The sequence below is a fragment of the Clostridium fallax genome (genome assembly GCF_900129365.1).
Lineage (GTDB): Bacteria > Bacillota > Clostridia > Clostridiales > Clostridiaceae > Clostridium_AH > Clostridium_AH fallax.
This window is the reverse complement of the sequence record NZ_FQVM01000013.1, coordinates 15,119-37,026: the sequence shown is the minus strand read 5'-3', so window position 1 is coordinate 37,026 and position 21,908 is coordinate 15,119. Positions and strand designations below refer to the sequence as shown.

The 21,908-nt window shown below is 26.6% G+C and carries 22 protein-coding genes, 3 tRNA genes, 1 CRISPR repeat array and 2 other annotated features; of the genes, 6 read left to right on the top strand and 19 right to left on the bottom strand.

Translation table 11 applies throughout. From position 1 onward, the window contains the following. Positions 1-34: 34 nt before the first annotated feature. The 9 genes from pheT to ytxC form a co-directional block, all read right to left on the bottom strand. The gene (pheT, locus tag BUA70_RS07840; RefSeq protein WP_072895955.1) at positions 35-2,413 is read right to left on the bottom strand and encodes a phenylalanine--tRNA ligase subunit beta; all 2,379 of its coding nucleotides are present in this window, start codon (positions 2,411-2,413) and stop codon (positions 35-37) included. Between the two features lie 11 nt (positions 2,414-2,424). Then, a complete protein-coding gene (gene pheS / locus BUA70_RS07835) occupies positions 2,425-3,444 on the bottom strand; it encodes a phenylalanine--tRNA ligase subunit alpha (RefSeq protein WP_072895951.1) in 1,020 nt (339 codons plus the stop codon). A gap of 51 nt (positions 3,445-3,495) precedes the next feature. Continuing rightward, positions 3,496-3,704: a binding site (T-box leader), on the bottom strand. A 77-nt stretch (positions 3,705-3,781) separates the two neighbouring features. Continuing rightward, positions 3,782-4,570: a TrmH family RNA methyltransferase gene (locus BUA70_RS07830; RefSeq protein WP_072895948.1), complete on the bottom strand. Its 789-nt coding sequence runs from the start codon at positions 4,568-4,570 to the stop codon at positions 3,782-3,784. A gap of 18 nt (positions 4,571-4,588) precedes the next feature. Beyond that, positions 4,589-5,254 (bottom strand): potassium channel family protein, encoded by a 666-nt coding sequence (locus tag BUA70_RS07825; RefSeq protein WP_072895945.1) that lies wholly within the window; start codon positions 5,252-5,254, stop codon positions 4,589-4,591. Between the two features lie 12 nt (positions 5,255-5,266). Beyond that, positions 5,267-6,613, bottom strand: coding sequence for a TrkH family potassium uptake protein (locus BUA70_RS07820; protein ID WP_072895942.1), 1,347 nt, complete (start codon positions 6,611-6,613; stop codon positions 5,267-5,269). Positions 6,614-6,774: 161 nt separating this feature from the next. Further along, a complete protein-coding gene (rplT, locus tag BUA70_RS07815; RefSeq protein ID WP_072895940.1) occupies positions 6,775-7,134 on the bottom strand; it encodes a 50S ribosomal protein L20 in 360 nt (119 codons plus the stop codon). A 29-nt stretch (positions 7,135-7,163) separates the two neighbouring features. Continuing rightward, the gene (rpmI, locus tag BUA70_RS07810) at positions 7,164-7,361 is read right to left on the bottom strand and encodes a 50S ribosomal protein L35 (RefSeq protein WP_072895937.1); all 198 of its coding nucleotides are present in this window, start codon (positions 7,359-7,361) and stop codon (positions 7,164-7,166) included. A 20-nt stretch (positions 7,362-7,381) separates the two neighbouring features. Then, entirely contained in the window at positions 7,382-7,903 is a 522-nt protein-coding gene (infC, locus tag BUA70_RS07805) for a translation initiation factor IF-3 (protein ID WP_072895933.1), read from the bottom strand. A 30-nt stretch (positions 7,904-7,933) separates the two neighbouring features. Next, positions 7,934-8,054: a sequence feature (ribosomal protein L20 leader region), on the bottom strand. A 41-nt stretch (positions 8,055-8,095) separates the two neighbouring features. Further along, entirely contained in the window at positions 8,096-8,986 is an 891-nt protein-coding gene (gene ytxC, locus BUA70_RS07800) for a putative sporulation protein YtxC (RefSeq protein WP_072895929.1), read from the bottom strand. Positions 8,987-9,127: 141 nt separating this feature from the next. Between ytxC and BUA70_RS07795 the strand changes: the two genes are divergently transcribed. After that, entirely contained in the window at positions 9,128-9,826 is a 699-nt protein-coding gene (locus BUA70_RS07795; RefSeq protein ID WP_072895926.1) for a DUF6873 family GME fold protein, read from the top strand. 497 nt (positions 9,827-10,323) lie between these two features. Here BUA70_RS07795 and BUA70_RS07790 read toward each other — a convergent pair whose 3' ends face one another. The 9 genes from BUA70_RS07790 to BUA70_RS07750 all read right to left on the bottom strand — a co-directional run bounded on the left by BUA70_RS07790 (position 10,324) and on the right by BUA70_RS07750 (position 16,135). Beyond that, complete coding sequence (locus BUA70_RS07790) at positions 10,324-10,740, bottom strand: hypothetical protein (RefSeq protein WP_242977316.1); 417 nt, start codon at positions 10,738-10,740, stop codon at positions 10,324-10,326. A gap of 558 nt (positions 10,741-11,298) precedes the next feature. Then, positions 11,299-11,787 (bottom strand): hypothetical protein, encoded by a 489-nt coding sequence (locus tag BUA70_RS07785; protein WP_072895919.1) that lies wholly within the window; start codon positions 11,785-11,787, stop codon positions 11,299-11,301. Positions 11,788-11,804: 17 nt separating this feature from the next. Then, a complete protein-coding gene (locus BUA70_RS07780; RefSeq protein ID WP_072895917.1) occupies positions 11,805-12,521 on the bottom strand; it encodes a hypothetical protein in 717 nt (238 codons plus the stop codon). Positions 12,522-12,879: 358 nt separating this feature from the next. Beyond that, a CRISPR array of direct repeats spans positions 12,880-13,369; the repeat unit is 29 nt; unit sequence ATTTACATTCCTTATAGTTAAGATAAAAC. 427 nt (positions 13,370-13,796) lie between these two features. Then, a tRNA-Cys gene (locus tag BUA70_RS07775) sits at positions 13,797-13,870 on the bottom strand. Positions 13,871-13,874: 4 nt separating this feature from the next. Continuing rightward, positions 13,875-13,949, bottom strand: a tRNA-Gly gene (locus BUA70_RS07770). A gap of 6 nt (positions 13,950-13,955) precedes the next feature. Continuing rightward, positions 13,956-14,032, bottom strand: a tRNA-Asp gene (locus BUA70_RS07765). 71 nt (positions 14,033-14,103) lie between these two features. Continuing rightward, a complete protein-coding gene (gene hslO, locus BUA70_RS07760; RefSeq protein WP_072895913.1) occupies positions 14,104-14,988 on the bottom strand; it encodes an Hsp33 family molecular chaperone HslO in 885 nt (294 codons plus the stop codon). Positions 14,989-15,001: 13 nt separating this feature from the next. After that, positions 15,002-15,742, bottom strand: coding sequence for a class I SAM-dependent DNA methyltransferase (locus tag BUA70_RS07755; protein ID WP_072895909.1), 741 nt, complete (start codon positions 15,740-15,742; stop codon positions 15,002-15,004). 108 nt (positions 15,743-15,850) lie between these two features. After that, positions 15,851-16,135 carry an alpha/beta-type small acid-soluble spore protein gene (locus tag BUA70_RS07750; protein WP_072895906.1) on the bottom strand — a complete coding sequence of 95 codons (285 nt, stop codon included), beginning with the start codon at positions 16,133-16,135 and terminating at the stop codon, positions 15,851-15,853. A 249-nt stretch (positions 16,136-16,384) separates the two neighbouring features. On the opposite strand from BUA70_RS07750, the gene BUA70_RS07745 reads away from it, so the two are divergent. Genes BUA70_RS07745 through dapB form a run of 3 tightly spaced genes read left to right on the top strand, consistent with a single transcriptional unit; the run spans position 16,385 to position 19,054 of the window. Then, positions 16,385-17,374 carry an aspartate-semialdehyde dehydrogenase gene (locus BUA70_RS07745; RefSeq protein ID WP_072895902.1) on the top strand — a complete coding sequence of 330 codons (990 nt, stop codon included), beginning with the start codon at positions 16,385-16,387 and terminating at the stop codon, positions 17,372-17,374. A 27-nt stretch (positions 17,375-17,401) separates the two neighbouring features. Continuing rightward, positions 17,402-18,283, top strand: coding sequence for a 4-hydroxy-tetrahydrodipicolinate synthase (dapA, locus tag BUA70_RS07740; protein ID WP_072895900.1), 882 nt, complete (start codon positions 17,402-17,404; stop codon positions 18,281-18,283). A gap of 12 nt (positions 18,284-18,295) precedes the next feature. Next, positions 18,296-19,054, top strand: coding sequence for a 4-hydroxy-tetrahydrodipicolinate reductase (gene dapB / locus BUA70_RS07735; protein ID WP_072895897.1), 759 nt, complete (start codon positions 18,296-18,298; stop codon positions 19,052-19,054). Between the two features lie 275 nt (positions 19,055-19,329). Here the strand turns inward: dapB and uppS are convergent, their stop codons facing one another. Further along, the gene (gene uppS / locus BUA70_RS07730; protein WP_072895893.1) at positions 19,330-19,971 is read right to left on the bottom strand and encodes a polyprenyl diphosphate synthase; all 642 of its coding nucleotides are present in this window, start codon (positions 19,969-19,971) and stop codon (positions 19,330-19,332) included. Between the two features lie 230 nt (positions 19,972-20,201). Between uppS and BUA70_RS07725 the strand changes: the two genes are divergently transcribed. Together BUA70_RS07725 and BUA70_RS07720 are read left to right on the top strand one after the other, a co-directional pair. Continuing rightward, positions 20,202-20,873 (top strand): response regulator transcription factor, encoded by a 672-nt coding sequence (locus tag BUA70_RS07725; RefSeq protein ID WP_072895889.1) that lies wholly within the window; start codon positions 20,202-20,204, stop codon positions 20,871-20,873. Next, complete coding sequence (locus BUA70_RS07720) at positions 20,870-21,886, top strand: ATP-binding protein (protein ID WP_072895886.1); 1,017 nt, start codon at positions 20,870-20,872, stop codon at positions 21,884-21,886. Before BUA70_RS07725 ends, BUA70_RS07720 begins: the two co-directional genes overlap by 4 nt. Positions 21,887-21,908: the final 22 nt, after the last annotated feature.

Here is a 21,908-nt window from a genome sequence, read left to right as displayed (position 1 = left end):
TTTTAACATATATATCCAAAGCTTAAAATGACTATTATCTTAGTTGTGCTCCTAACTTATATTCTAAAGCACGTAATATTTTATCATGAACTTTATTTACTTCTTTATCTGTTAAAGTTTTATTTTCATCTCTATATACAATTGCATAAGCAATACTCTTTTTACCTTCTGGTATTTGTTTACCTTTATAAACATCAAATAACTTAACATTTTCTACTAAGCTTCCACCAGCTTTTCTTATAGAATCCTCTATTTCTTGAACTAAAACCTCGTCATCTACTAGTAAAGCTATATCTCTAGTTACTGCTGGGAACTTTGGTAGTGGTTTATATTCTTTAATAATATTTGCATATTTATAAAGAACATCTAAGTTTATTTCTGCCATATATACTGGTGTATCAATACCATAGTTTTCAGTAACATCTGGATGAATTTCTCCTAAAGTAGCTGCCTTTTCTTTTCCTATTAAAAGATTAGCAGTTTTTCCAGGATGATAACTTACATTTTCTTTTTCCCTTACAAAAGTACATTTTGTAAGTCCTAAAGCATCAATTAAGTTTTCTAAAATACCTTTAAGATCTAAATAATCACAATCTCCATATAATCCAATTGTTAAGATATTCTTTTCTTCTGGTAATTTAGTTTGATCTTCATTTGGAATATAAATCTTTCCTATTTCAAATAATCTAGCTACTTCATTATTTCTTGAATAGTTTCTTGCCAATGATTCCATCATTGAAGGTATAGTAGTAGTTCTCATTATACTATAATCTTCTCCTAATGGATTCTTAATTTTAACTACTTTTCTAAGAATGCTATCCCCTTCCAAAGCTATCATATCAAAAACTTTAGGACTTACAAAAGAATAACTTATTGATTGGTTAAGGCCAGAAGATATCATAGTATCTATTACTTTATCATCTAATTGTTGTTTTTTATCTTTAGGTTCTCTTTCTGTAGTAGTTTTAATAATAGTTGTTGGTATTTTATCATATCCATAAATTCTTGCAACTTCTTCTGCAATATCTTCTTTTATATTTATATCGATTCTAAAAGTTGGTACTTTTATTTTTAAAGCTTCTCCTGAAATTTCAGTTTTTAAATCTAATCTATCTAAAAACTCTTTCATTTCTTCCTTTGAAAGATTTGTTCCTAGGAAACCATTAATCCAAGTTGAAGATACTTCTAATATTTTCTCTTCTTTCTTTTCATTATATATATCTATAGTACCTTCCATTACATCTCCACAATTAAGCTCTTCTATTAAAGCACAAGCTCTATTTAAAGCCTCCTCTGCAAGATTTGGATCTATATCTTTTTCAAATCTTGATGAGCTTTCAGTTCTTAAACCTAAGTTTTTAGAGTTAACTCTTATATTTGTTCCATCAAAGTTCGCTGATTCAAAAATTATCTCTTTTGTATCATCTTTAACTTCTGAATTTAAGCCACCCATTATTCCTGCTAAAGCAATAGTTTTTTCTCCGTCTTTAATTGCTAAAACATCCTCATTTAATTCTCTCTCTTCTTCATCTAAAGTTATAAATTTCTCACCATTTTTTGCTCTTTCAACTACTATAGTTCCTGTAGTTATTTCTCTCTTATCAAAAGCATGCATTGGCTGACCAAGCTCTAACATAACAAAGTTAGTTATATCTACTATGTTATTTATAGGTCTAACTCCAGCATCTAGTAATCTTTCTTGCATCCATTGAGGTGATGGAGCTATTTTAACATTTTTAACTCCTCTTGCCATATATCTTTTGCATAAAGAATCTTTTATTTCTACTCTTAACTCTTCACTTATATTTGAAGAATTTTTTGATGTATATTTCATATTAGGTTTTTTATATTCAGTTCCTAAAGTAGCTGCTGTTTCTCTTGCAATTCCTAAAACACTTAAACAATCTGGTCTGTTTGATGTTATTTCGAAATCTATTATAGCTTTATTTAAACCTAAAGCTTTTTTTATGTCTATTCCAATTTCCATATCCTCTGGTAATATCATAAGTCCATGAACAGGTTCATCTCCTGCAATACCTAGTTCTTCCTCAGAACAGAACATACCATTTGATACTACTCCTCTAAGCTTACCTTTTTTTATTTTACTTCCATCAGCAAGAACAGCTCCATGTAAAGCTACTGGCACCTTATCTTGCTCTTTCATATTAGTTGCTGCTGTCACTATTTGTATAGGTTCTTCTTTTCCTATATTTACTTCACAAATTTTTAGCTTATCTGCATCTGGATGTTGTTCTATTTTTTCTATTTTGCAGGTTACTATATTTTGTATTTCATCTCCTGCCATTATAACTTCTTCAACCTTTGAACCTGATAAAGTTAACTTATCTCCTAATTCTTTTGCATCTATATCTATATTAACATAGTCTTTTAGCCAATTATATGGTACTTTCATCTTTATTCCTCCTAGAATTGATTTAAAAATCTCATATCACTTTCATATAATAATCTTATATCATCTATTCCATACTTTAACATAACCATTCTGTCTACACCAAATCCAAAAGCAAAACCGCTATATACTTCTGGATCTATTCCACAATTCTTTAAAACTTCTGGGTGAACCATTCCACAGCCTAAAAGTTCTATCCAACCGCTACCTTTACATACTCTACAACCTTTTCCTCCACAAACAAAGCAAGTTGCATCCATTTCTGCTGATGGCTCTGTAAATGGGAAATGGTGAGGTCTAAATTTAGTTTGAACCTTATCCCCAAACATTTTCTTTGCAAACAATTCTAAAGTTCCTTTTAAATCTGCAAAAGTAATACCCTTATCTATTACCAAACCTTCCATTTGATAGAATATTGGTGAATGAGTTGCATCTACTGCATCAGACCTAAAAACCTTACCTGGTGATATCATTTTTATTGGTGGATTTTGTTTCTCCATAACTCTTATTTGTACTGGAGATGTTTGAGTTCTTAATACTAAATTATCATTTATGTAGAAGGTATCTTGTTCACTTCTAGCTGGATGATTTTTAGGTATATTTAAAGCTTCAAAATTATAGCGATCTAATTCTACCTCTGGTCCTTCCTCTATAGTAAATCCCATTGATATGAATATATCTTTCATGCTATCTAATGTTAAATCTAAAGGATGTCTTTTACCTATTGTATTTTTTCTTCCTGGCATTGAAATATCTATAACTTCATTTGCAAGCTTTTCAGCTTTTTCTTTTCTCTTAATTTCATTAGCTATTTTCTCTACTTCATTTTCTATAATTTCCCTTACTTCATTTGCAAGCTTACCTATAACAGGTCTTTCTTCCTTTGAAAGAGAACCCATTCCTCTTAAAATTGTTGTAAGTTCACCTTTTTTTCCTAAAAATTTAACTCTTATGCTTTCAATATCTGTACTATTTTTAACACTTTTCACTTTTTCAAGTGCAGCTTCTTTTATAGACATTAATTGGTCTTTCATCTTATTTTCTCCTTTCAATTATCTTTAAATATAAAAAAACCCATCCCAAAATGAAGGGACGGGGTAAACCGCGGTACCACCCTAATTAACTTAGTGTTCGCTTAATATAAATAACGGCTTTGCCGCTAACTACTACTATAAATTCACAGTTAGAACTCCTGAGTGAACTTCAATAGCGCTTTATTAAAAGACTTTCAGTCTATGATCTTTTTCCCTGTAAATCAGCAATTTCTATTTACTCTCTCATTCCTCGTTTATTTCATTATAAAGTTATATTAGATATTATACCTATAACAGATATATTATTCAATATCATATTATACATATAATACTCAAGTTATTCAACAGAATTTATTATGTTTTGCCTAACTTTTTCATAAATCATTATAGAAGATGCCACAGAAACATTTAATGATTCTGCATTTCCTGGCATAGGAATTTTAACTAAAATATCCGCTAAACTTTCCACTTCATTAGATATTCCATTACCTTCATTTCCTACAGCAATTATTATTTTTCCCTTAAGATTCTCTTCAAAAAAATTCTTTTGTCCTTGAAGTGAACTTACAACTAGCTTAAAGTCTTCTTTTTTTAACTTTTCAATCAAAGTTAAATCATTATCTTCTATAATATCTATATAAAAAATTGATCCCATAGTACTTCTTAAAGTCTTGTCATTATAAACATCTACTGTTCCCTTAGTTATTATAATTCCATCTACTCCCGCTGCATGGGAAGTTCTTATTATTGTCCCCATATTCCCAGGATCTTGAACTCTATCTGCTAATACAAAAAACTTTCCATTAAGATTACTATTAAATTCCTTCATTTTAACAATAGCCAAAATCCCTTGTGGACTTTCTGTATCTGCTAATTGATTAAAAAGAACGTCGTTTAATATATAACAATTTTGTTTTTTTAAGTCTTCATTAAAATATTCTAAAACTTTTTCTTCAGCAGAAGATGAAATAACAATACTTTCAATATTTGAAGAACTTTTTATAGCTTCTTCAACAAATCTTATACCCTCTACTATATACTTTTTTTCTTTTTTTCTGTGTTTTCTTTCTTTTAGCTTTTTTATTTCTTTAAAGTAGTTATTATCTTTACTCTCTATTCTTTTCACAAAAGTTCACCCTTATAATTATAATTTAGATATAGTACTTTCAAGTTTACTTAAATCCTCTGAAGAGCCTATAGCAACTATAATATCTTCCGGTTCTATTATATCATCAGCTATAGGTGAAACATTTATATCATTATTTCTTTTTATTGCCATAACGTTTATTCCATATTTACTTCTTAATTGTAAAGATTTTAAGCTTTCACCATGCCAATCCTTTGGTGTTTCTATTTCTATTATACTATAATCTGGAGATAATTCTATGTAATCTAATATACTTGAAGATACTAAGTTATGAGCAACTCTTACTCCCATATCCTTTTCAGGTAAAATAACTCTATCAGCTCCAATTTTTTCAAGAACTTTTGCATGTAAGTCGCTATTTCCCTTAGCAATTATATATTTTACTCCTAATTCTTTAACAAGTAGTGTAACCATAACGCTAGCTTGAATATTAGATCCTATAGTAACTACTCCTACATCAAAATTTCTTAATCCTAAGGTTCTTAAAGCATTTTCATCGGTGGCATCCATTTGTACTGCATGAGTTACACTATCTGATATCTCTTGTATAACATCTTCATTCATATCAATTACTAAAACATCATGACCTAATCCATAAAGAGTCTTAGCTACAGATGCACCAAATCTACCTAATCCAATTACCACATATTGTTTTCTAGACATAACTTTTCACTCCTATCCCACTAGTATCTTTCCTTCTGGATACTTAATACCATTATTATTTTTCTTATTAGTTAAGGCTAATGCTATTGTTAAAGGTCCCACTCTACCACAATACATAGTTAAAATTATTAATATCTTACCTATTGAAGTTAATTTTGTTGTAAGACCTAAAGTTAACCCTACTGTTCCAAAGGCAGAAACAACTTCATAAATTATTTCTTCAAAGGTTGCTCCAACTTCTGTTATTGAAAGTATCATAGCTACCATAATTATTAATCCTACAGCTATTATAAATAGAGCCATAGATCTTCTTACAACTCCTCTGGGTATTCTTTTATAAAAAACCTCTGTATCCTCTCTTCCTTTTATAATACTTATAAAAGTAAGTATTAATATACCAAAAGTTACTGTTTTAAGACCACCAGCTGTAGATCCAGGTGAACCACCAATGAACATAAATAAAATAGTTAAAAATCTACCTGCCATAGTCATTCCATCTGTAGGAATTGAATTAAATCCTGCAGTTCTTGGAGTAACTGATGCAAAAAAAGCATTTAATAATTTATCTTTGAAATCCATAGGTCCTAAAGTACTAGGATTTTTATATTCAAATAAGAAAAATAATATAGTTCCTCCTACTAATAATATTGATGTCATCATAATTACTAGTTTAGAATGTAGAGAAAACTTTCTAAACCCTTTAAAATTATAAACCTCAGCCCATACTGTAAATCCCAATCCACCTATTATAATAAGTGCTGATGTTGTTAGTATTATAACAAAATTACCTGAGTAATGGGTAAGACTTTGAAAATGTCCAAAAAGATCTATACCAGCATTATTAAAAGCAGATATGGAGTGAAATATACTATAATATATACCTTTTCCAAGTCCAAACATAGGAATAAACTGAGTAGAATAAAGTAATGCACCTAAAATTTGTACAGAAAAAGTAAATACTAAAACATATCTAACCATTCTTACCATACCCTGAATATTAAAGGTATTAAGAGCTTCTTGCATAAGTAATCTTTCTTTTAGTGTTATTTTTTTTCCTATTAGGATTGCAATTAAAGTGGCAAAGGACATAAAACCTAATCCTCCTACTTCAATTAAAAGCATAATAATTACTTGACCAAAATAACTCCAGTGAGTTCCAGTATCTACTGTTATAAGACCTGTAACACAAACTGAAGTTGTTGCTGTAAATAAACTATCTAAAAAATTAGTGCTTTCCCCACTTTTTGAGGATATTGGTAAAGTTAATAATATGCCGCCTATAAGAATTACTATAAAAAACCCTAAAGCTAGTACCTGAACAGCATTTAATTTTATTTTCTTTGTAATATTTATACGCATAACGCCACCTCTATTCAAAAGTGAATTGAGCCTTATTATTATTTATTTTGTATAAAAACATAGATATTTATTAATTTTTTTTAAACTGTTATTTATTTATTTAAAATTTTTCTGTATATAGAAAAAATGCGACATAAAGTCGCATTTTATGCATTTATTTTCTATGCATTTATTTGTTTCTTAGCTAATTCTACTAATTCAGCAAATGCTTTAGGATCATTTATAGCGATCTCTGATAACATTTTTCTGTTTATATCAACACCAGCTAATTTTATTCCATTCATGAATCTTGAGTATGAAAGACCATTCATTCTTGTAGCAGCATTTATTCTTGCTATCCATAGTCTTCTATAATCTCTCTTCTTTAATCTTCTTCCTACGTAAGCATTTCTTAATGCTCTTATAACTGACTCATTAGCAGTTTTAAATAACTTGCTTTTTGCTCCATAGTAGCCCTTTGCAAGTTTTAAAACCTTCTTGTGATTCTTACGAGCGTTTTTAGCTCTCTTAACTCTTGCCATTTTGCAAACCTCCTACTCCGTGTAATGTATTATAGATATGGTAACATTTTCTTTATAGTTTTTTCTTGTGTAACTGAAACATAAGCAGTCTTTCTAAGATTTCTCTTTCTCTTAGCACTCTTCTTTGTTAAGATATGGCTTTTGAAAGCCTTAGCTCTTTTTAACTTTCCTGTTCCTGTCTTTTTAAATCTCTTTGCCGCACCTCTATGAGTTTTCATTTTTGGCATGATAAAATCCTCCTCTCAAGTTATGCTTTTTTTGGAGCCAAAATAAGTATCATATTTCTTCCTTCTAATTTAGCAGGTTTTTCCACTACAGATACTTCTTCAAGCTTTGATATAAAGTTCTCTAAAATTCTGTGACCTATATATGAATAGTCAGCTTCTCTACCTCTAAATCTTACTGTTATCTTAACTTTGTCTCCATCAACTAAAAATTTTCTAGCATTATTTGCTTTAATCCCAATATCGTGTTCTTCGATAGTTGGACTAACTCTAATTTCTTTTACGCTAATAACTTTTTGTTTTTTTCTTGCTTCTTTTTCTTTCTTAGATTGTTCATATATGAACTTTCCAAGATCCATTATTTTGCAAACTGGTGGAACCGCATTAGGTGATATCATAACTAAATCAAGCTCTGCTTCTTCTGCAAGCTTTAAAGCTTCTTTTGTTTGTTTAACACCAAGCATTTCTCCAGTAGCTGAGATTAATCTAACCTCTTTTTCCCTTATCTCTTCATTTACTGCAAAATTTTTATTAATATCGTTCACCTCCGATAGAATTAGAACACCTTTTATATATAAATAATAAAAGAGCGGCTTGAAAAGCCGCTCTATATTACCACTAATCCTAATATCCAGTAATAAAAAACCCTACTAGCTCTCGCTGCAAGGTGAGAAACGGCTGTTTCTTCTTGACACAATTAGTATTATATCTTTTTCTTTTTAAGCTGTCAACTGTTTTTATAATTTTATTTTTGGAATAGTACATATACTGCATTTTTCACAATATCTTACTCTTTCTCCAAATACATTTTTTATTGTGTCTATAAATTCTTTATTTAAGCATCTATCACAATGATGAATTATTATATTCTCAGGAGAGTTTGTAATAAGACCACTTATTATTATATCTTCTACATTTATTCCTTTTCCCATATTACATTCTGATAATTCACTTATAAATTTATAAAATATATTGTTTCCTAATTTATCTGTTATTTTATATTGACCTTCGTCCTCTATAATAATATTTACTTCTTCTATTTTACTTTCTTGAATATCCACAAAGTATTTAAGAAGATTTATAAACTCTTTATATTCTTTTTCTACCATATATTGTTCTATTACTTTATCTATAATCTTTTCTATATCTGTTGCAATATCCTTACTTCTAAACCTTAAAAATCCATCTATATTTATATTTTCATTTTCCTCAACACATTCTTTTATTTTTTCCGTTATTTCGTTTATTCTATTTATACAATATATATTAGTTTCATCATTTATTTTCTCTCTTCCATAAAGTATATTCATTATTTTTTCTTCTACTTCTAACATTTCTTCTTGTTTTAAGAAAAAATAACTATCAGTTAGATATTCAAATAATTCTTTTTTATTAAACATATCTATAATTATTTCGTATAATATTTTACTTATATATAAATTAACTATTGATTTTATTTTTTTATCATAGCATTCATCGTTGCAAAATATTTTGATAAAGTGAGTTTTTCCTTCAATGCTTTCAGAAATACCTAATTTTACATCTTTTTCTTTTAACTTGTTCGGTATATTTTGTATTTTTTCTATAAACTGCCTTTCTCCTTCATAAGTAAGCTTCGTCAATAGCATTTTCTCACTCCCTTCTATTAACATAATATGTGTTAAATTTATGGCTTAAAAAATATTATTTATTCACATTGAAAAAAACACTTCTTTAATTTAAACTTATACTAATATTAAAAATATTTAATATTTTAAGGAGTGTTTATTATGACTATTTGCTTTGTAGATTACAAAAGTACAGAATGCGAAATAAATAATTTGAAAAAACTTAATTTAGATGTTATTAAAGTTCCCAAATGTTCCAAAGTTTATTCATCAATTGATGGTCATCCTGATATACAAATTCATATAACCTATGACAAAAAAATTATTATTCAAAAGGATATTGAAAAATCCTTTTTAAAGGAGCTAGAAAAAAGAAACTTAGATTATATTTTAACTTCTAAATCTTTAGAAAATAAATATCCTAATAATATAATGTTAAATGGGCTATCAACTAAAAATTTTTTTATACATAATTTAAAGTTCACCTCTAAAGAACTATTAGAAAGTGAAAATCACAAAACATTAATAAATATAAAACAAGGATACACTAAATGTTCTTGTGCCTTTTTGGGAAATAATATTGTTATAACTTCAGATAAGGGGATATATAATAAATTAACAGAAAAAAATTCAGATGTGCTTTTATTACCTCCTGGAGATATCTCGCTTCCTGGCTTAAATTACGGTTTTATCGGAGGATGTTGTGGCTTACTTCCTAACAATAAGATTGCCTTTTTCGGTTCCCTAGAAAAATACCTTTATGGAAAAGAAGTTCTAAATTTTTTAAATAAATATGATTTAGAACCTATTTATCTAAGTGATGGTCATTTAATAGATAGAGGAAGCATTTTAGTTTACTAATAATGTATAAAATAATTTTTAATTATAAAATATATTATATATTACGCTAATATTTAAAAAATGTTTATATTAATTGTTTCTAAAAGAAAAAAGAAGTCATACTAAAGTGAGATCCACACCATTAGGTAAACATTGTATAAAAAGGTAGATAAAATCTATTTGATCAGTTAATTTTTTATGAAGAAATGATTATTTATATAATAAAAAAAGAGTTCATTGAAGCTTTTACCATGTTCTTTAGGCAACTGAAAAGTTTCAATCAACTCTTTATTTTTTAATATATATTTTACTTCCTATAAATTCTTCTAATCTTACAAAAAAAGTATTTAGAAAAATAATAAACAATAGTAACTCTATATCCATCTCACCAAGTAACTTGTTAAATTCTAAATAAGATAATATTTTTACAAACTATTTTATCCTAGATAGTGAGAAATATTTTAGACATTAGTATAACAATTAATTATTATTTTAAAATATATACTTATTTACATTTATTAATCCCTTTTTAAAAAATAGTTTTCCTTCAAATCATTTATTAGCATATCAATAATTTCTGTTATTTCTTTAATAATTTCAACATTATTTATTTTTCTAAGTGCATGCTCAATCCTTTCTCTTATATCTTGATCTATATAAAAAACTACATTTCTAAATTCTCTATTTATTTCTTCGTCTACTATAGTTTTAATATATTTATTTAACTCATATGTCAATACCATCTTATAGTCTAAATCTTTACAATCACCCTCATTTAAAACAGATACTATGGATTTTCCAAATCGGTGGAATGATTCAATTTCTATATTATCTACTACCATTATCATATCAAGATTAATATAGCTATCCTCTTCTAAAACAAATGAATAATTTTCTTTGAAAATATTTACATAGTTTGATGGTACTTTACCCATAATTTTCAAAGCCTCTGCTTTAGTTATAGCTGCTATAAGAACTGTATTATAAGGTGTTTCTCTCTGATGTAAAACAACAGCTCTATGATATACATTAATTACTTTAGTTTTATCAATTACATCAGTCTCTCTCTCTGGAAAATTATAAGTTACTATTTGTTTTCTTATTTATATAATAGACTTTTTTCTTAGCTTTAATCTTATTGTTTTTTAAGCTTATGAAAAAAATTTTTATAACATTTACTAACATCCTTATTTTTTATATGAAATATTCCTCATCTATTAATATATGTATATGCAAAAGAAAATAAGTTGATACTAATCTAAAACTTTAAGTGTATCACATCCTTTTTAAATGTTTACCTAATATAATGATTTCTATACTCTCACCACCTGCTAAATTATTACTATAAGGACTTGCTTTTTACTTCTAAAAATAGTCTTACGAATATATTTAGGCAAAATAAAACACTAGGTAAAGCTATATCTAATGTTCTGTATTATAAAAATCTTTATTATTTAATTTTAAATAATACATTTTTATATAAATATAAAAATCTAGCCATGAATTTTAATTTTATCAATTTCACATCTATTAACTATAATCTTTTCTGAATTTTTAGATTTTGTACCACATACTCTAAAACTTTTACGGTTTTCTAAATATACATTAATTCTTTGATTAGTTATAGAGTGGATATCAATTATAGACAAAAATTGTTCTTTATTTAACAAACATATTTCTGATTTATATTCTTTATATTCACCATTAATACATATCAAAGTAATTTTTAAATCTAAACTCTTATCTAAATATTCTCTTATCTCTGTTAGTTGCTTTTTGTCAAAAGAAAAATTCCAACTTAAGTGATTATTAGCTTTTCTTGGCGATCTATACCTTATATATAATGCTACATCATCATTAATTATATATACACACCACGAGTCTTTGTTAGTTTCTACCAACTTCAAGGATGTAGGAATATCCTTCCTCAAAATTTTCGCTAAGACTGCCCCATGATAATATTCAAATTCCTTTATAGACACAACTTTCACCTTCTAAATTAACATTTTTCTTTATTTACATTTGTATAATCGGCTCTAAAATATACCTTGTAATCAACTATTTTTATATCAAACTCCTTGAGAATTTTTATTATTAAATTCCTTATGCCATTTCCACTCATATTGGTTTCAATATATAACTTATTTCCTATAATTTCAGGTTTCCTAATATTATCAGTTTTTGTTGAAAAATACTTGTTTTTCTTTCCATTCATACTTTTCTTATTTTCAAAAGAAAAAAATTTTTCTTCATCAACAGAAAATAATTTTTCACAAGTTTTTATTAAAACTTCTTGCCATGTTCTTACCTCTATCAATTCACCGCTATTAAATTTAAATCCAAAAGGCCTTATGTGAGTAAAATTTTCATACAATGTATGTTCAATTTTATTGTCTACAATATATTCTTCATAATTGGGTAAATTTTTACCGCTAGACTCCTCTGTACTATCTTCAAGAATTTCATTTTCTTCCATTCTGGTAAAGTTGATTATTTCATCAATTTTAGTTTCATAAGTATTAATAGCTTTCCCAAGAGTATTATATTTTTCAACAGTTGAAAAATCTCTATTTGAATAAGCCTTACCTATCTTGTCATTTATTTTATTCATAACATCATCAATAGTATCCATTAACAGTGCAAGACTTTCAGAAATATCAATTGATTTATCTGGGAAGTCTTCCTTTATTAAATTTAAAATTTCTTCAAGTTCCATAAAAACACCTCACATTATATAATTACATTATTCTTCATAAATGTAATTACTCCTCCTTTTCTCCAATAATTTATACAAAAAAAAACACCAGATAATATTTATATATAGTGTTCTACAGTAATTGCACTTCTACTTTTTGACATAATACTTAATTTTCTTAAATTTTCTTATTTCTGCTAAGCTCATTCCTAACTTAAATAATTCTACTATCATATCTTCTATTCTTTCTCATAATAGATATATCCTTTCTTAACTAAATATTATTTTACTTAGTTAGACTTAATATGTTATAAATGTAAAATTGGAAATATTATCATTTATACTTTTTAAGTAAACTTATATTAAAATTCACTAATTTATTTACATTCCTTATAGTTAAGATAAAACGTACAAAGGTTTTTAAAGCTAATCTAACAGTATTAAGATTTACATTCCTTATAGTTAAGATAAAACAAAATGCAAAAACAATTAGATATTGTTAAAAAAGACGATTTACATTCCTTATAGTTAAGATAAAACCTAAAACTGTTCCTACAATTCGAGATAGCTCAAATTTATTTACATTACTTATAGTTAAGATAAAACTAAAATATTAAAAATATATTGTGACCCTGCTTATAAATTTACATTCCTTATAGTTAAGATAAAACAAAATGCAAAAACAATTAGATATTGTTAAAAAAGACGATTTACATTCCTTATAGTTAAGATAAAACAGAAGGTGTAAGGAAAGGAATTACAAGGATGAATAAAATTTACATTCCTTATAGTTAAGATAAAACCTAATATATTTAGAATATATATTATACACCTTAATATATTTACATTCCTTATAGTTAAGATAAAACCCTAAAATTCTATATTAAATAACAGCTTAAAGAAGCCATTTCTTATGTTGATATTGTACCATATTTAATATTCTTTTGCAGTAAATCTTAAGTAATATATTAAGAATAGACTTATTAACCCTTCTAATCTATTTATACATAACGTTTTAGAAGTATTTCTTTAAAAATTCGATCTACTGCATTCATATTTTTCCAAAAAATACTTTAAGTTAAATAAATCCAATTTTTTAAATTCTAATCATTAGAAAATTCTTAAATATATTATATTCATATTTCTTTAAAAATTTATATCCGAGCCGTGTATTTATTCCATTCTAACCTATAAGTTTAATTTTAAAATCTTAAACTTCATTTCATATTTTCTTAAAAACACTAAAAGCCCTTGAAATCAAGAGCTTTTCATTGTATCAATATTAAATTGATTATTTGGAGGCGCCACCCAGATTTGAACTGGGGATAAAGGTTTTGCAGACCTCTGCCTTACCACTTGGCTATAGCGCCATATTGGAGCGGAAGACGGGACTCGAACCCGCAACTTTCACCTTGGCAAGGTGACACTCTACCATTGAGTCACTTCCGCAAGTATTGGCGACTCAGAAGGGGCTCGAACCCTCGACCTCCGGCGTGACAGGCCGGCACTCTAACCAACTGAGCTACTGAGCCATAGAGATTAACTCGACATGTTTTATTATACGAACTATTCTCTACATTGTCAATACTTAATTTGTTTTTTATTATTTTTCTAAAGTTTTTAATAAATTTCCTATATCTTCATGAGTAAATTTATAGGATTTATTACAAAAATGACATTTTAGCTCTTCGTCTTTATTATCATCATAAATTTCTTTTAAATCTTTATATCCTATGCTAATTAAAGCCTTTTCCACTTTTTCTTTTGAACAGTCACACTCATACTTTGGATTTAATTCATCATTTATTTTTAAATCCATATCTTCAAAAATAACTTCTAAAATATCCTTAATTGTTTTTCCTTCTGACAACATTGTAGTTACTGATGGAACTTCTTGTAATCTATACATTAAAAGATCTGCTAAAAGTTCATCTGCACCGGGCATCATTTGTATTATAAATCCACCTGCTGACTTTATTGAAAGGTCTTTATCAACTAAAACTCCTAAAGCTACTGCTGAAGGTGTTTGCTCTGATACTGTAAAATAATAAGCTAAATCTTCTGCAATTTCTCCTGTATAAATAGGTACTTGTCCAACATAAGGATCTTTTAATCCTAAATCTTTTATAACTACTAAACTTCCTTCTTTTCCTATAGCACCAGAAACATCTAGCTTTCCTTTTTGATTTAATGGAAGATCAACTTCTGGATTTCCTATATATCCTTTTACAGTATTATTAGAATAAGCTGTAACAGTTATTCCTTTAGCTTCTCCTCCACCATTGATTTGTAAAGTTAAAGTTTCTTTTTCTCCCTTTGCCATTGCACTCATTAATGTTCCTGCTGTTAACATTCTTCCAAGGGCAGCAGCTGCTGTTGGAGTACAATTATGTAATTTTACTCCCTCATTTACAAGCTCTCTTGTATCTGCTGCTATTATTCTAACCATGCCACCTTTTGCAGTAGCTCTTAATATTTTATCACTCATTGTCTTTTCCTCCTTATTTTTTCCTTACTATATAAACTATTCTTTCAGTATCTTCTAAAACAAATTTATTAGAATATCCATCATTTTTCTCTAAAACTTCAAAACCTATTTTATGTAGAGCTTCTTCAATCTCTTCTTCTTTATATGCTCTTTCTTCATGGATCTCTTCGAACCTTGTATACATATCTCCTTCTTTTACAAAAAAAGTTAGATTCATTTCAACTATTCCATCTTCGAAAATATTTTCCCATACGTAAAATAAATCTTCACTATTATATGTATATATATTGTTTCCTAATATTTCACTTAATTTATAATAAGAATTTATATCAAATATAAATATACCATCATCATTTAAGTGCTCATATACCTTAGTAAGATAATTATATAAGTCCCCATCCTCTGTTAAATAATTAGTAGAATCTAAAACTGATGTTATTAAATCAAATTTTCTATTTAGCTGAAATTCAGTCATGTCTTGGCATACTATTTTAGCCTTTATTTTATTTTCTCTAAATTTTGATTCTGCTTCAATAAGCATATCATTTGATAAATCTACTAAAAAAATATTTTTAAAATTCTTTGAAACCTCTAAGGCTACATTCCCAGTACCACATGCTAAGTCAAGATAAAAATCATTTTTCAATCTATATTTTTTAGATACTTCCATTATTTTATGGCTTATTTTGCAATAATCAATATCTTCATATATTAGTTCATCATAAACCTTTGCAAATTTTTTATAGCTACTCATTTTTTCTCCTCCATAAATGGATTTAATTATGCACTATTTAAGTCTAATAAATATATTATAAATAAATAAGGCTTTCGTCAACGTAAAATAAAGTAACTATATTAAAATTTATTTATCTTCTTTTAAAGATTTTGATACCTTTGATTTTCTACCAAGAATTTCATCATTAGTTGGTATTTTTAAATCCTTTTTTCTTTTAGTCATCATTCCTCCGATTCGTCCAGTTTCTTCTGCTGTAAGTCCTCCCCATCCTAGAGAGTCTACTTTATCTTTAAGACCTAATTCATCTGCAATTTCATATTTTATTTTTTCTCTAAGTTTTTCTACTTCTGTAAGCTCTCTATTAGCTTTTAATTTAGACTTAATTATTTTTTTTAAAGGTGTTTTACTCATTAACATTCCCCTCTCAACCAATTTTAAATTATTTTTCCCTAAAATTTATAAAATATCCGTAAATATTTTTTAAATTAATTTATTTTATAAGATTATTCATTTAAAACCTCTGCATTATATAGTTTTTTGTTTATTTACAAAATAATTTAATTTTTATTCTTATTTATTTAAAATCTTTGTTGAATATATTGTATAATTTGAATATAGTTATTTATGTAGATTAATTTAAAAATCCTAGGAGGGATAAAAATGTATAATGTAGCAATCGTAGGTGCAACAGGCAACGTAGGTAGAAAATTTATTGAAATACTAGAAGAGAGAAACTTTCCTATAGGAGAATTATATTTATTTGCTTCAAAAAAATCTGCAAATAAAAAATTAACTTTTAAAGGTAAAGATTTTATAGTTGAAGAATTGTGTGATGATAATATAAATAATAAAAATATAGATTTTGCATTATTTTCCGCTGGTGGAAATATAAGCTTAGATTACGCCCCTAAATTTTCTAAAATAGGTGCTGTAGTTATAGATAATAGTAGTGCTTGGAGAATGAATAAGGAAGTTCCTCTTGTAGTTCCTGAAGTAAATCCTGAGGATGTTAAATGGAATAAAGGGATTATAGCAAACCCTAACTGCTCTACTATTCAAGCTGTTGTAGCTCTAAAGCCTTTATATGATAAGTATGGAATAAAAAGAATTATTTATTCAACTTATCAAGCTGTTTCTGGCGCAGGACTTCAAGCTATTCTTGATTTAGAAGAGGGATTAAAAGGAGTACCCCCTAAGAAATTTCCTTACCCAATAGCAGGAAATGTATTAGCTCATATAGATATTTTTATGGATAATGGCTATACAAAAGAAGAAATGAAAATGATTGAAGAAACAAAAAAAATTCTTCATGATGATTCTTTAAAAATTACTGCAACTACTGTAAGAGTTCCAGTTTTAAACTCTCATAGTGAAAGTATAAATGTAGAATTAAAATCAAATTTTGATATAAAGGATATATTTAATTTATATAATAATTTTAAAGGCATAACTCTTTATGATGATATTAATAATCTAAAATATCCAACACCTCTTTATTGTTCTGATAAAGATGACGTTTATGTTGGTAGAATAAGAAGAGACTTTTCTTTAGATAATGGTTTAAACCTTTGGGTTGTTGCTGATAATTTAAGAAAAGGTGCTGCTTTAAACGCTATTCAAATAGCTGAATTATTAATAAAAAATAATTAATAAAATTATATTTTAGGAGGTGTCTTTATGGCAATATTCAAAGGTTCAGGAGTAGCTTTAGTAACTCCATTTAATAATGATGGTGTAGATTTTGAAAAACTTAAAGAATTATTAGAATGGCACGTAGAAAACAATACTGATGCTATAATAATCTGTGGAACTACCGGTGAAGCTTCAACTATGACTGAAAAAGAAAGAAAAGATACTATAGAGTTTACAGTTAAAGTTATAAATAAAAGAATTCCTGTTATTGCAGGAACAGGCTCAAACAACACAAAAAATTCAATAGAAATGAGTAAATGGGCTGAATCTATTGGTGTTGATGGTTTACTTGTAATAACTCCTTATTATAATAAAACATCAAAAAAAGGATTATTTAAACATTTTGAAGCTATAAACAATGCGGTAAATACTCCAATAATACTATATAACGTTCCTGGAAGAACTGGAATGAACATGACAGCTAATGAAATTTTAAAACTTTCAGATTTAAAAAATGTAGTAGCTGTAAAAGAAGCTAGTGGAGATATAAGTCAAGTGGCTAAAATAAAGGCTCTATGCAAAGATAAAATAGATATTTATTCAGGAAATGATGATCAAATAATCCCTATATTATCTCTTGGTGGAATTGGTGTAATATCTGTTTTAGCTAATGTTATTCCAAAAGAAACTCATGATATGTGTGATCTTTATTTAAAAGGAAAAGTTAATGATGCTTTAAAAATACAACTTGATACTTTAGATTTAGCTAATTCTTTATTTATTGAAACTAATCCTATTCCAGTTAAATGCGCTCTTAACTTAATGGGAAAAGAAGTTGGCAATTTAAGATTACCTCTATGTGATATGGAAGAAGAAAATTTGGATAAAGTAAAAGAGCAATTGAAAAAACATAATTTAATAAAATAAAGGAATGATTTTATGGTTAAAATATTATTAAGTGGTTGCTGTGGCAAAATGGGTACAGTTATCTCTAATTTAATAAATAAATATGAAGATTTAAAAATAGTTGGAGGAATTGATAAAAATTCTTCAAATAAAGATTATCCTATTTTTTCATCTCCAAAAGATTGTAATATAGATTTTGATGTCTTATTAGATTTTTCAAGAGCTGAAGCGTTAAAAGGTCTTGTTGACTTATGTAAAGATAAAAATAAGCCAATAGTATTATGTACCACCGGTTATTCAGCAGAAGATTTAAATTTAATTAATGAAACATCTAAAGTAATACCTGTATTTAAATCTGCTAATATGAGTGTTGGTATTAATCTTTTAAACATTATTGCAAGAAAGGTAGCTCCTATTCTTTATGAAAACTTTGATATTGAAATAATAGAAAAGCATCATAATCAAAAAGTAGATGCTCCAAGTGGAACTGCTCTTTTATTAGCTGACTCAATTAAGAATTCTTTAAAAGATGAAACTCATTATAAATTTGGTAGAGAAGGAATAATGAAAAGAGAAAAAAATGAAATTGGTATTCATGCTATAAGAGGTGGTAGTATAGTTGGAGATCATGATATAATCTTTGCTGGTGAAGGTGAAGTTATAGAATTATCTCATAAAGCTATTTCAAGAGATGTTTTTGCAGTTGGTGCTTTAAAATCTTGTAGATTTATGGCTCCTATAACTACTCCAGGTCTTTATAATATGGAGGATGTTTTAGGACTAGATTTTTAAATAGATATTAAAACTTAAAATATTATTTAATTTACTAATTAAAATTTTAAGAGTTACTAAATATAAAAATTAAATTTTTATATTTAGTAACTCATTTTTTTATGCGAAAGTAAGTGTTTTCTATAGTTATTTAAAAAAGAACTATCTTTTATAGTATTTTTAAAGGTTATTTTCAATATATTTATATTCTAACTTTAAAATATAACTATTAAAACTTAACATAAATTAAAAATACTTTCATTAACTTAACATTTTATATAAAGGAATATAATAAATTATCCTCCTAAAGTTATATCTTGTTTATCATACCAATTTAAAGCATTATAAAAATGCTCTGTTTTAAATTCTGGCCAAAAGTCTTCTATAACATAAAAGTCTGCATATATAGATTGAACTGGTAAAAATCCACTTAATCTTCTTCTTCCGCCCCATCTTATTATTAAATCTACTCTAGATATATCATTAGAATTTATATTATTTATTATGTTTTTCTTTGAAGAATCTGATTTTTTTAGATTATTTAAGTCCCACTCCCAACCATAATTAACTAAAAAATTAACTTTTATTCCCCCCTTTCCAAAAGTTCTTCTTTTAGTATAAGGAAGTAATTCTTTAGGGAACATTTTAGATTCTATATTTCCAATCACTAAAAGCTCTGCATTTTCCTTTGAAAGTAATTCAACTGCATCAATACAAGCTTTAGTAAAGGCTATTCTTTGCTCTTTAGGTCTTTTAGTATTATCTACTGTAAAACCATAATAGGTTATCTCATTTATTCCTGTTTTTTCACACAACTTAAAAAGCTCTAGCCCTGGATCTATTCCCTTATCATATCCCTCTTCCTTTCCCATACCATTATTCTTTGCCCATCTTCTATTTCCATCTGGAATTATTCCTATATGCTTAGGTATTCTCAACGCATTTCACCTCTGAATAAAATCTATACATGTTATTATTACCAAAAGATGAAACTATATTCATATTTTTTACTTTTAAAAAACTTCATTCATAAAAATTTACTTGTAATTTATAATAGTAAAATTGTTATAATTCAATTTTTTATTTATACTAATATTAAGATTAATAAATTAAATATAAAAAAACATAAAATTTTATATAAAACTTTATAATGAAAGGAATAGTTAAAATGTATAAAATAGCTATTATAGAAGATGCTGAAATAATAAGGAATGAATTAAAGACTTATCTTACTAAATATGGTTATGAAGTTTTTACTCCTACAAATTTTGAAAATATATTTAATTATATAGAAAGTATAAAACCAGACTTAATACTTTTAGATATAAATTTACCTGTATTCGATGGATATTATATATGCAAAGAATTGAGGAAAAAGTCTAGTGTGCCTATAATTATAGTTACTAGTAGAGATAATGATGTAGATGAACTTATGAGCATGAATTTAGGTGCAGATGATTTTATAGCAAAACCTTATAATACACAAATATTATTAGCTAGAATTTCTGCTATATTAAAAAGAATATATGGAAAAGATTTTACCTCCCATATATTATCTTATAAAGGCTTAAATCTTAATTTATCTAATGGAACTATAAATTATAAAAATAATTCTATAGACTTAACTAAAAACGAAATTAGAATTATTTCATATTTAATAAAGAATAAAGGTAATATAGTATCCAGAGAAGATTTAATGGATTATTTATGGAATTCAGACATATTTGTAGATGATAACACCTTATCTGTAAATATTACAAGGCTTAGAAAAAAATTAGAAGAACTAGGTTTAAAGAATATTATTGAAACTAGAAGAGGGTTAGGATACATAATGCCATGAGAATATTAGATTATTTTAAAGATAAATTTTTATTTTTATTTATAAATTTAATGTTATTTTTATTTATTTCAATTATTATGATAATTGGAAATATGTCAATAATAATTATATTTTTAATTTTTTTAATATGGTTTTTACCTCTTCTTTCCTATATTCTAATAGAATTGATTAAATATAAAATATATTATGATGAAATATCTGGAGTTTTAAATAACTTAGATAAAAAATATTTATTACCAGAAGTTATAAAAAAACCGAACTTTATTGAAGGGAAAATTATATATGACGTATTAAAAGATGTTAATAAAAATATGCATGAACATGTAAATAAATATAGAGATATTCAAAAAGATTATAGAGAATATATAGAAACCTGGGTTCATGAAATTAAAACTCCTATAGCCTCTACTAGATTAATTATAGAAAATAATGAAAATTCCATAACAAATAGTATAGGATATGAAATAAAAAAAATAGAAGGATTTATTGATCAAGTTCTTTATTATTCCAGGAGCAATGAAGTTAATAAAGATTATATTGTAAAGAAATTCTCATTAAAAACCGTAGTTACTAATACGGTGAAAAAAAACTCTAGAGATTTTATAAGAAAAAAAATAATTCTTGATATTCATAAGCTAAATGGATTTGTATATAGCGATTCAAAATGGATTGAATTTATATTAAATCAAATAATAGGGAACTCCATAAAATACTCTAAATCAGAAAATGCTATAATAAAAATATATTCTAAGGAAAATAAAAATAATACTATCTTAACTATTGAAGATAATGGAGTAGGTATTATAGATAAAGATGTTAATAGAGTATTTTTAAAAGGGTTTACCGGTGAAAATGGAAGAACTTATGGTAAATCTACTGGTATTGGTCTTTATTTATGCAAAAAACTTTGTGAAAATTTAGGATTAGGTTTAAGCCTAACCTCTAAATATAATATAGGTACTAAAGTAAATATTATTTTTCCTATAGGCAATAACACCTTAATAAAATACTAGAAAATATAATCTTAATTACAAA

Bases quoted from the DNA above. Each gene is read 5' to 3' on its own strand.
- BUA70_RS07750 (WP_072895906.1), bottom strand. From the start codon at position 16,135: ATGAGTAAAACACCTTTAAAAAAAATAATTAAGTCTAAATTAAAAGCT.
- ytxC (WP_072895929.1), bottom strand. From the start codon at position 8,986: ATGCTATTGACGAAGCTTACTTATGAAGGAGAAAGGCAGTTTATAGAA.
- pheS (WP_072895951.1), bottom strand. From the start codon at position 3,444: ATGAAAGACCAATTAATGTCTATAAAAGAAGCTGCACTTGAAAAAGTG.
- pheT (WP_072895955.1), bottom strand. From the start codon at position 2,413: ATGAAAGTACCATATAATTGGCTAAAAGACTATGTTAATATAGATATA.
- BUA70_RS07820 (WP_072895942.1), bottom strand. From the start codon at position 6,613: ATGCGTATAAATATTACAAAGAAAATAAAATTAAATGCTGTTCAGGTA.
- BUA70_RS07725 (WP_072895889.1), top strand. From the start codon at position 20,202: ATGTATAAAATAGCTATTATAGAAGATGCTGAAATAATAAGGAATGAA.
- rplT (WP_072895940.1), bottom strand. From the start codon at position 7,134: ATGGCAAGAGTTAAGAGAGCTAAAAACGCTCGTAAGAATCACAAGAAG.
- BUA70_RS07745 (WP_072895902.1), top strand. From the start codon at position 16,385: ATGTATAATGTAGCAATCGTAGGTGCAACAGGCAACGTAGGTAGAAAA.
- dapB (WP_072895897.1), top strand. From the start codon at position 18,296: ATGGTTAAAATATTATTAAGTGGTTGCTGTGGCAAAATGGGTACAGTT.
- BUA70_RS07755 (WP_072895909.1), bottom strand. From the start codon at position 15,742: ATGAGTAGCTATAAAAAATTTGCAAAGGTTTATGATGAACTAATATAT.
- BUA70_RS07720 (WP_072895886.1), top strand. From the start codon at position 20,870: ATGAGAATATTAGATTATTTTAAAGATAAATTTTTATTTTTATTTATA.
- BUA70_RS07780 (WP_072895917.1), bottom strand. From the start codon at position 12,521: ATGGAACTTGAAGAAATTTTAAATTTAATAAAGGAAGACTTCCCAGAT.
- BUA70_RS07795 (WP_072895926.1), top strand. From the start codon at position 9,128: ATGACTATTTGCTTTGTAGATTACAAAAGTACAGAATGCGAAATAAAT.
- hslO (WP_072895913.1), bottom strand. From the start codon at position 14,988: ATGAGTGATAAAATATTAAGAGCTACTGCAAAAGGTGGCATGGTTAGA.
- rpmI (WP_072895937.1), bottom strand. From the start codon at position 7,361: ATGCCAAAAATGAAAACTCATAGAGGTGCGGCAAAGAGATTTAAAAAG.
- dapA (WP_072895900.1), top strand. From the start codon at position 17,402: ATGGCAATATTCAAAGGTTCAGGAGTAGCTTTAGTAACTCCATTTAAT.
- BUA70_RS07825 (WP_072895945.1), bottom strand. From the start codon at position 5,254: ATGTCTAGAAAACAATATGTGGTAATTGGATTAGGTAGATTTGGTGCA.
- BUA70_RS07790 (WP_242977316.1), bottom strand. From the start codon at position 10,740: ATGGGTAAAGTACCATCAAACTATGTAAATATTTTCAAAGAAAATTAT.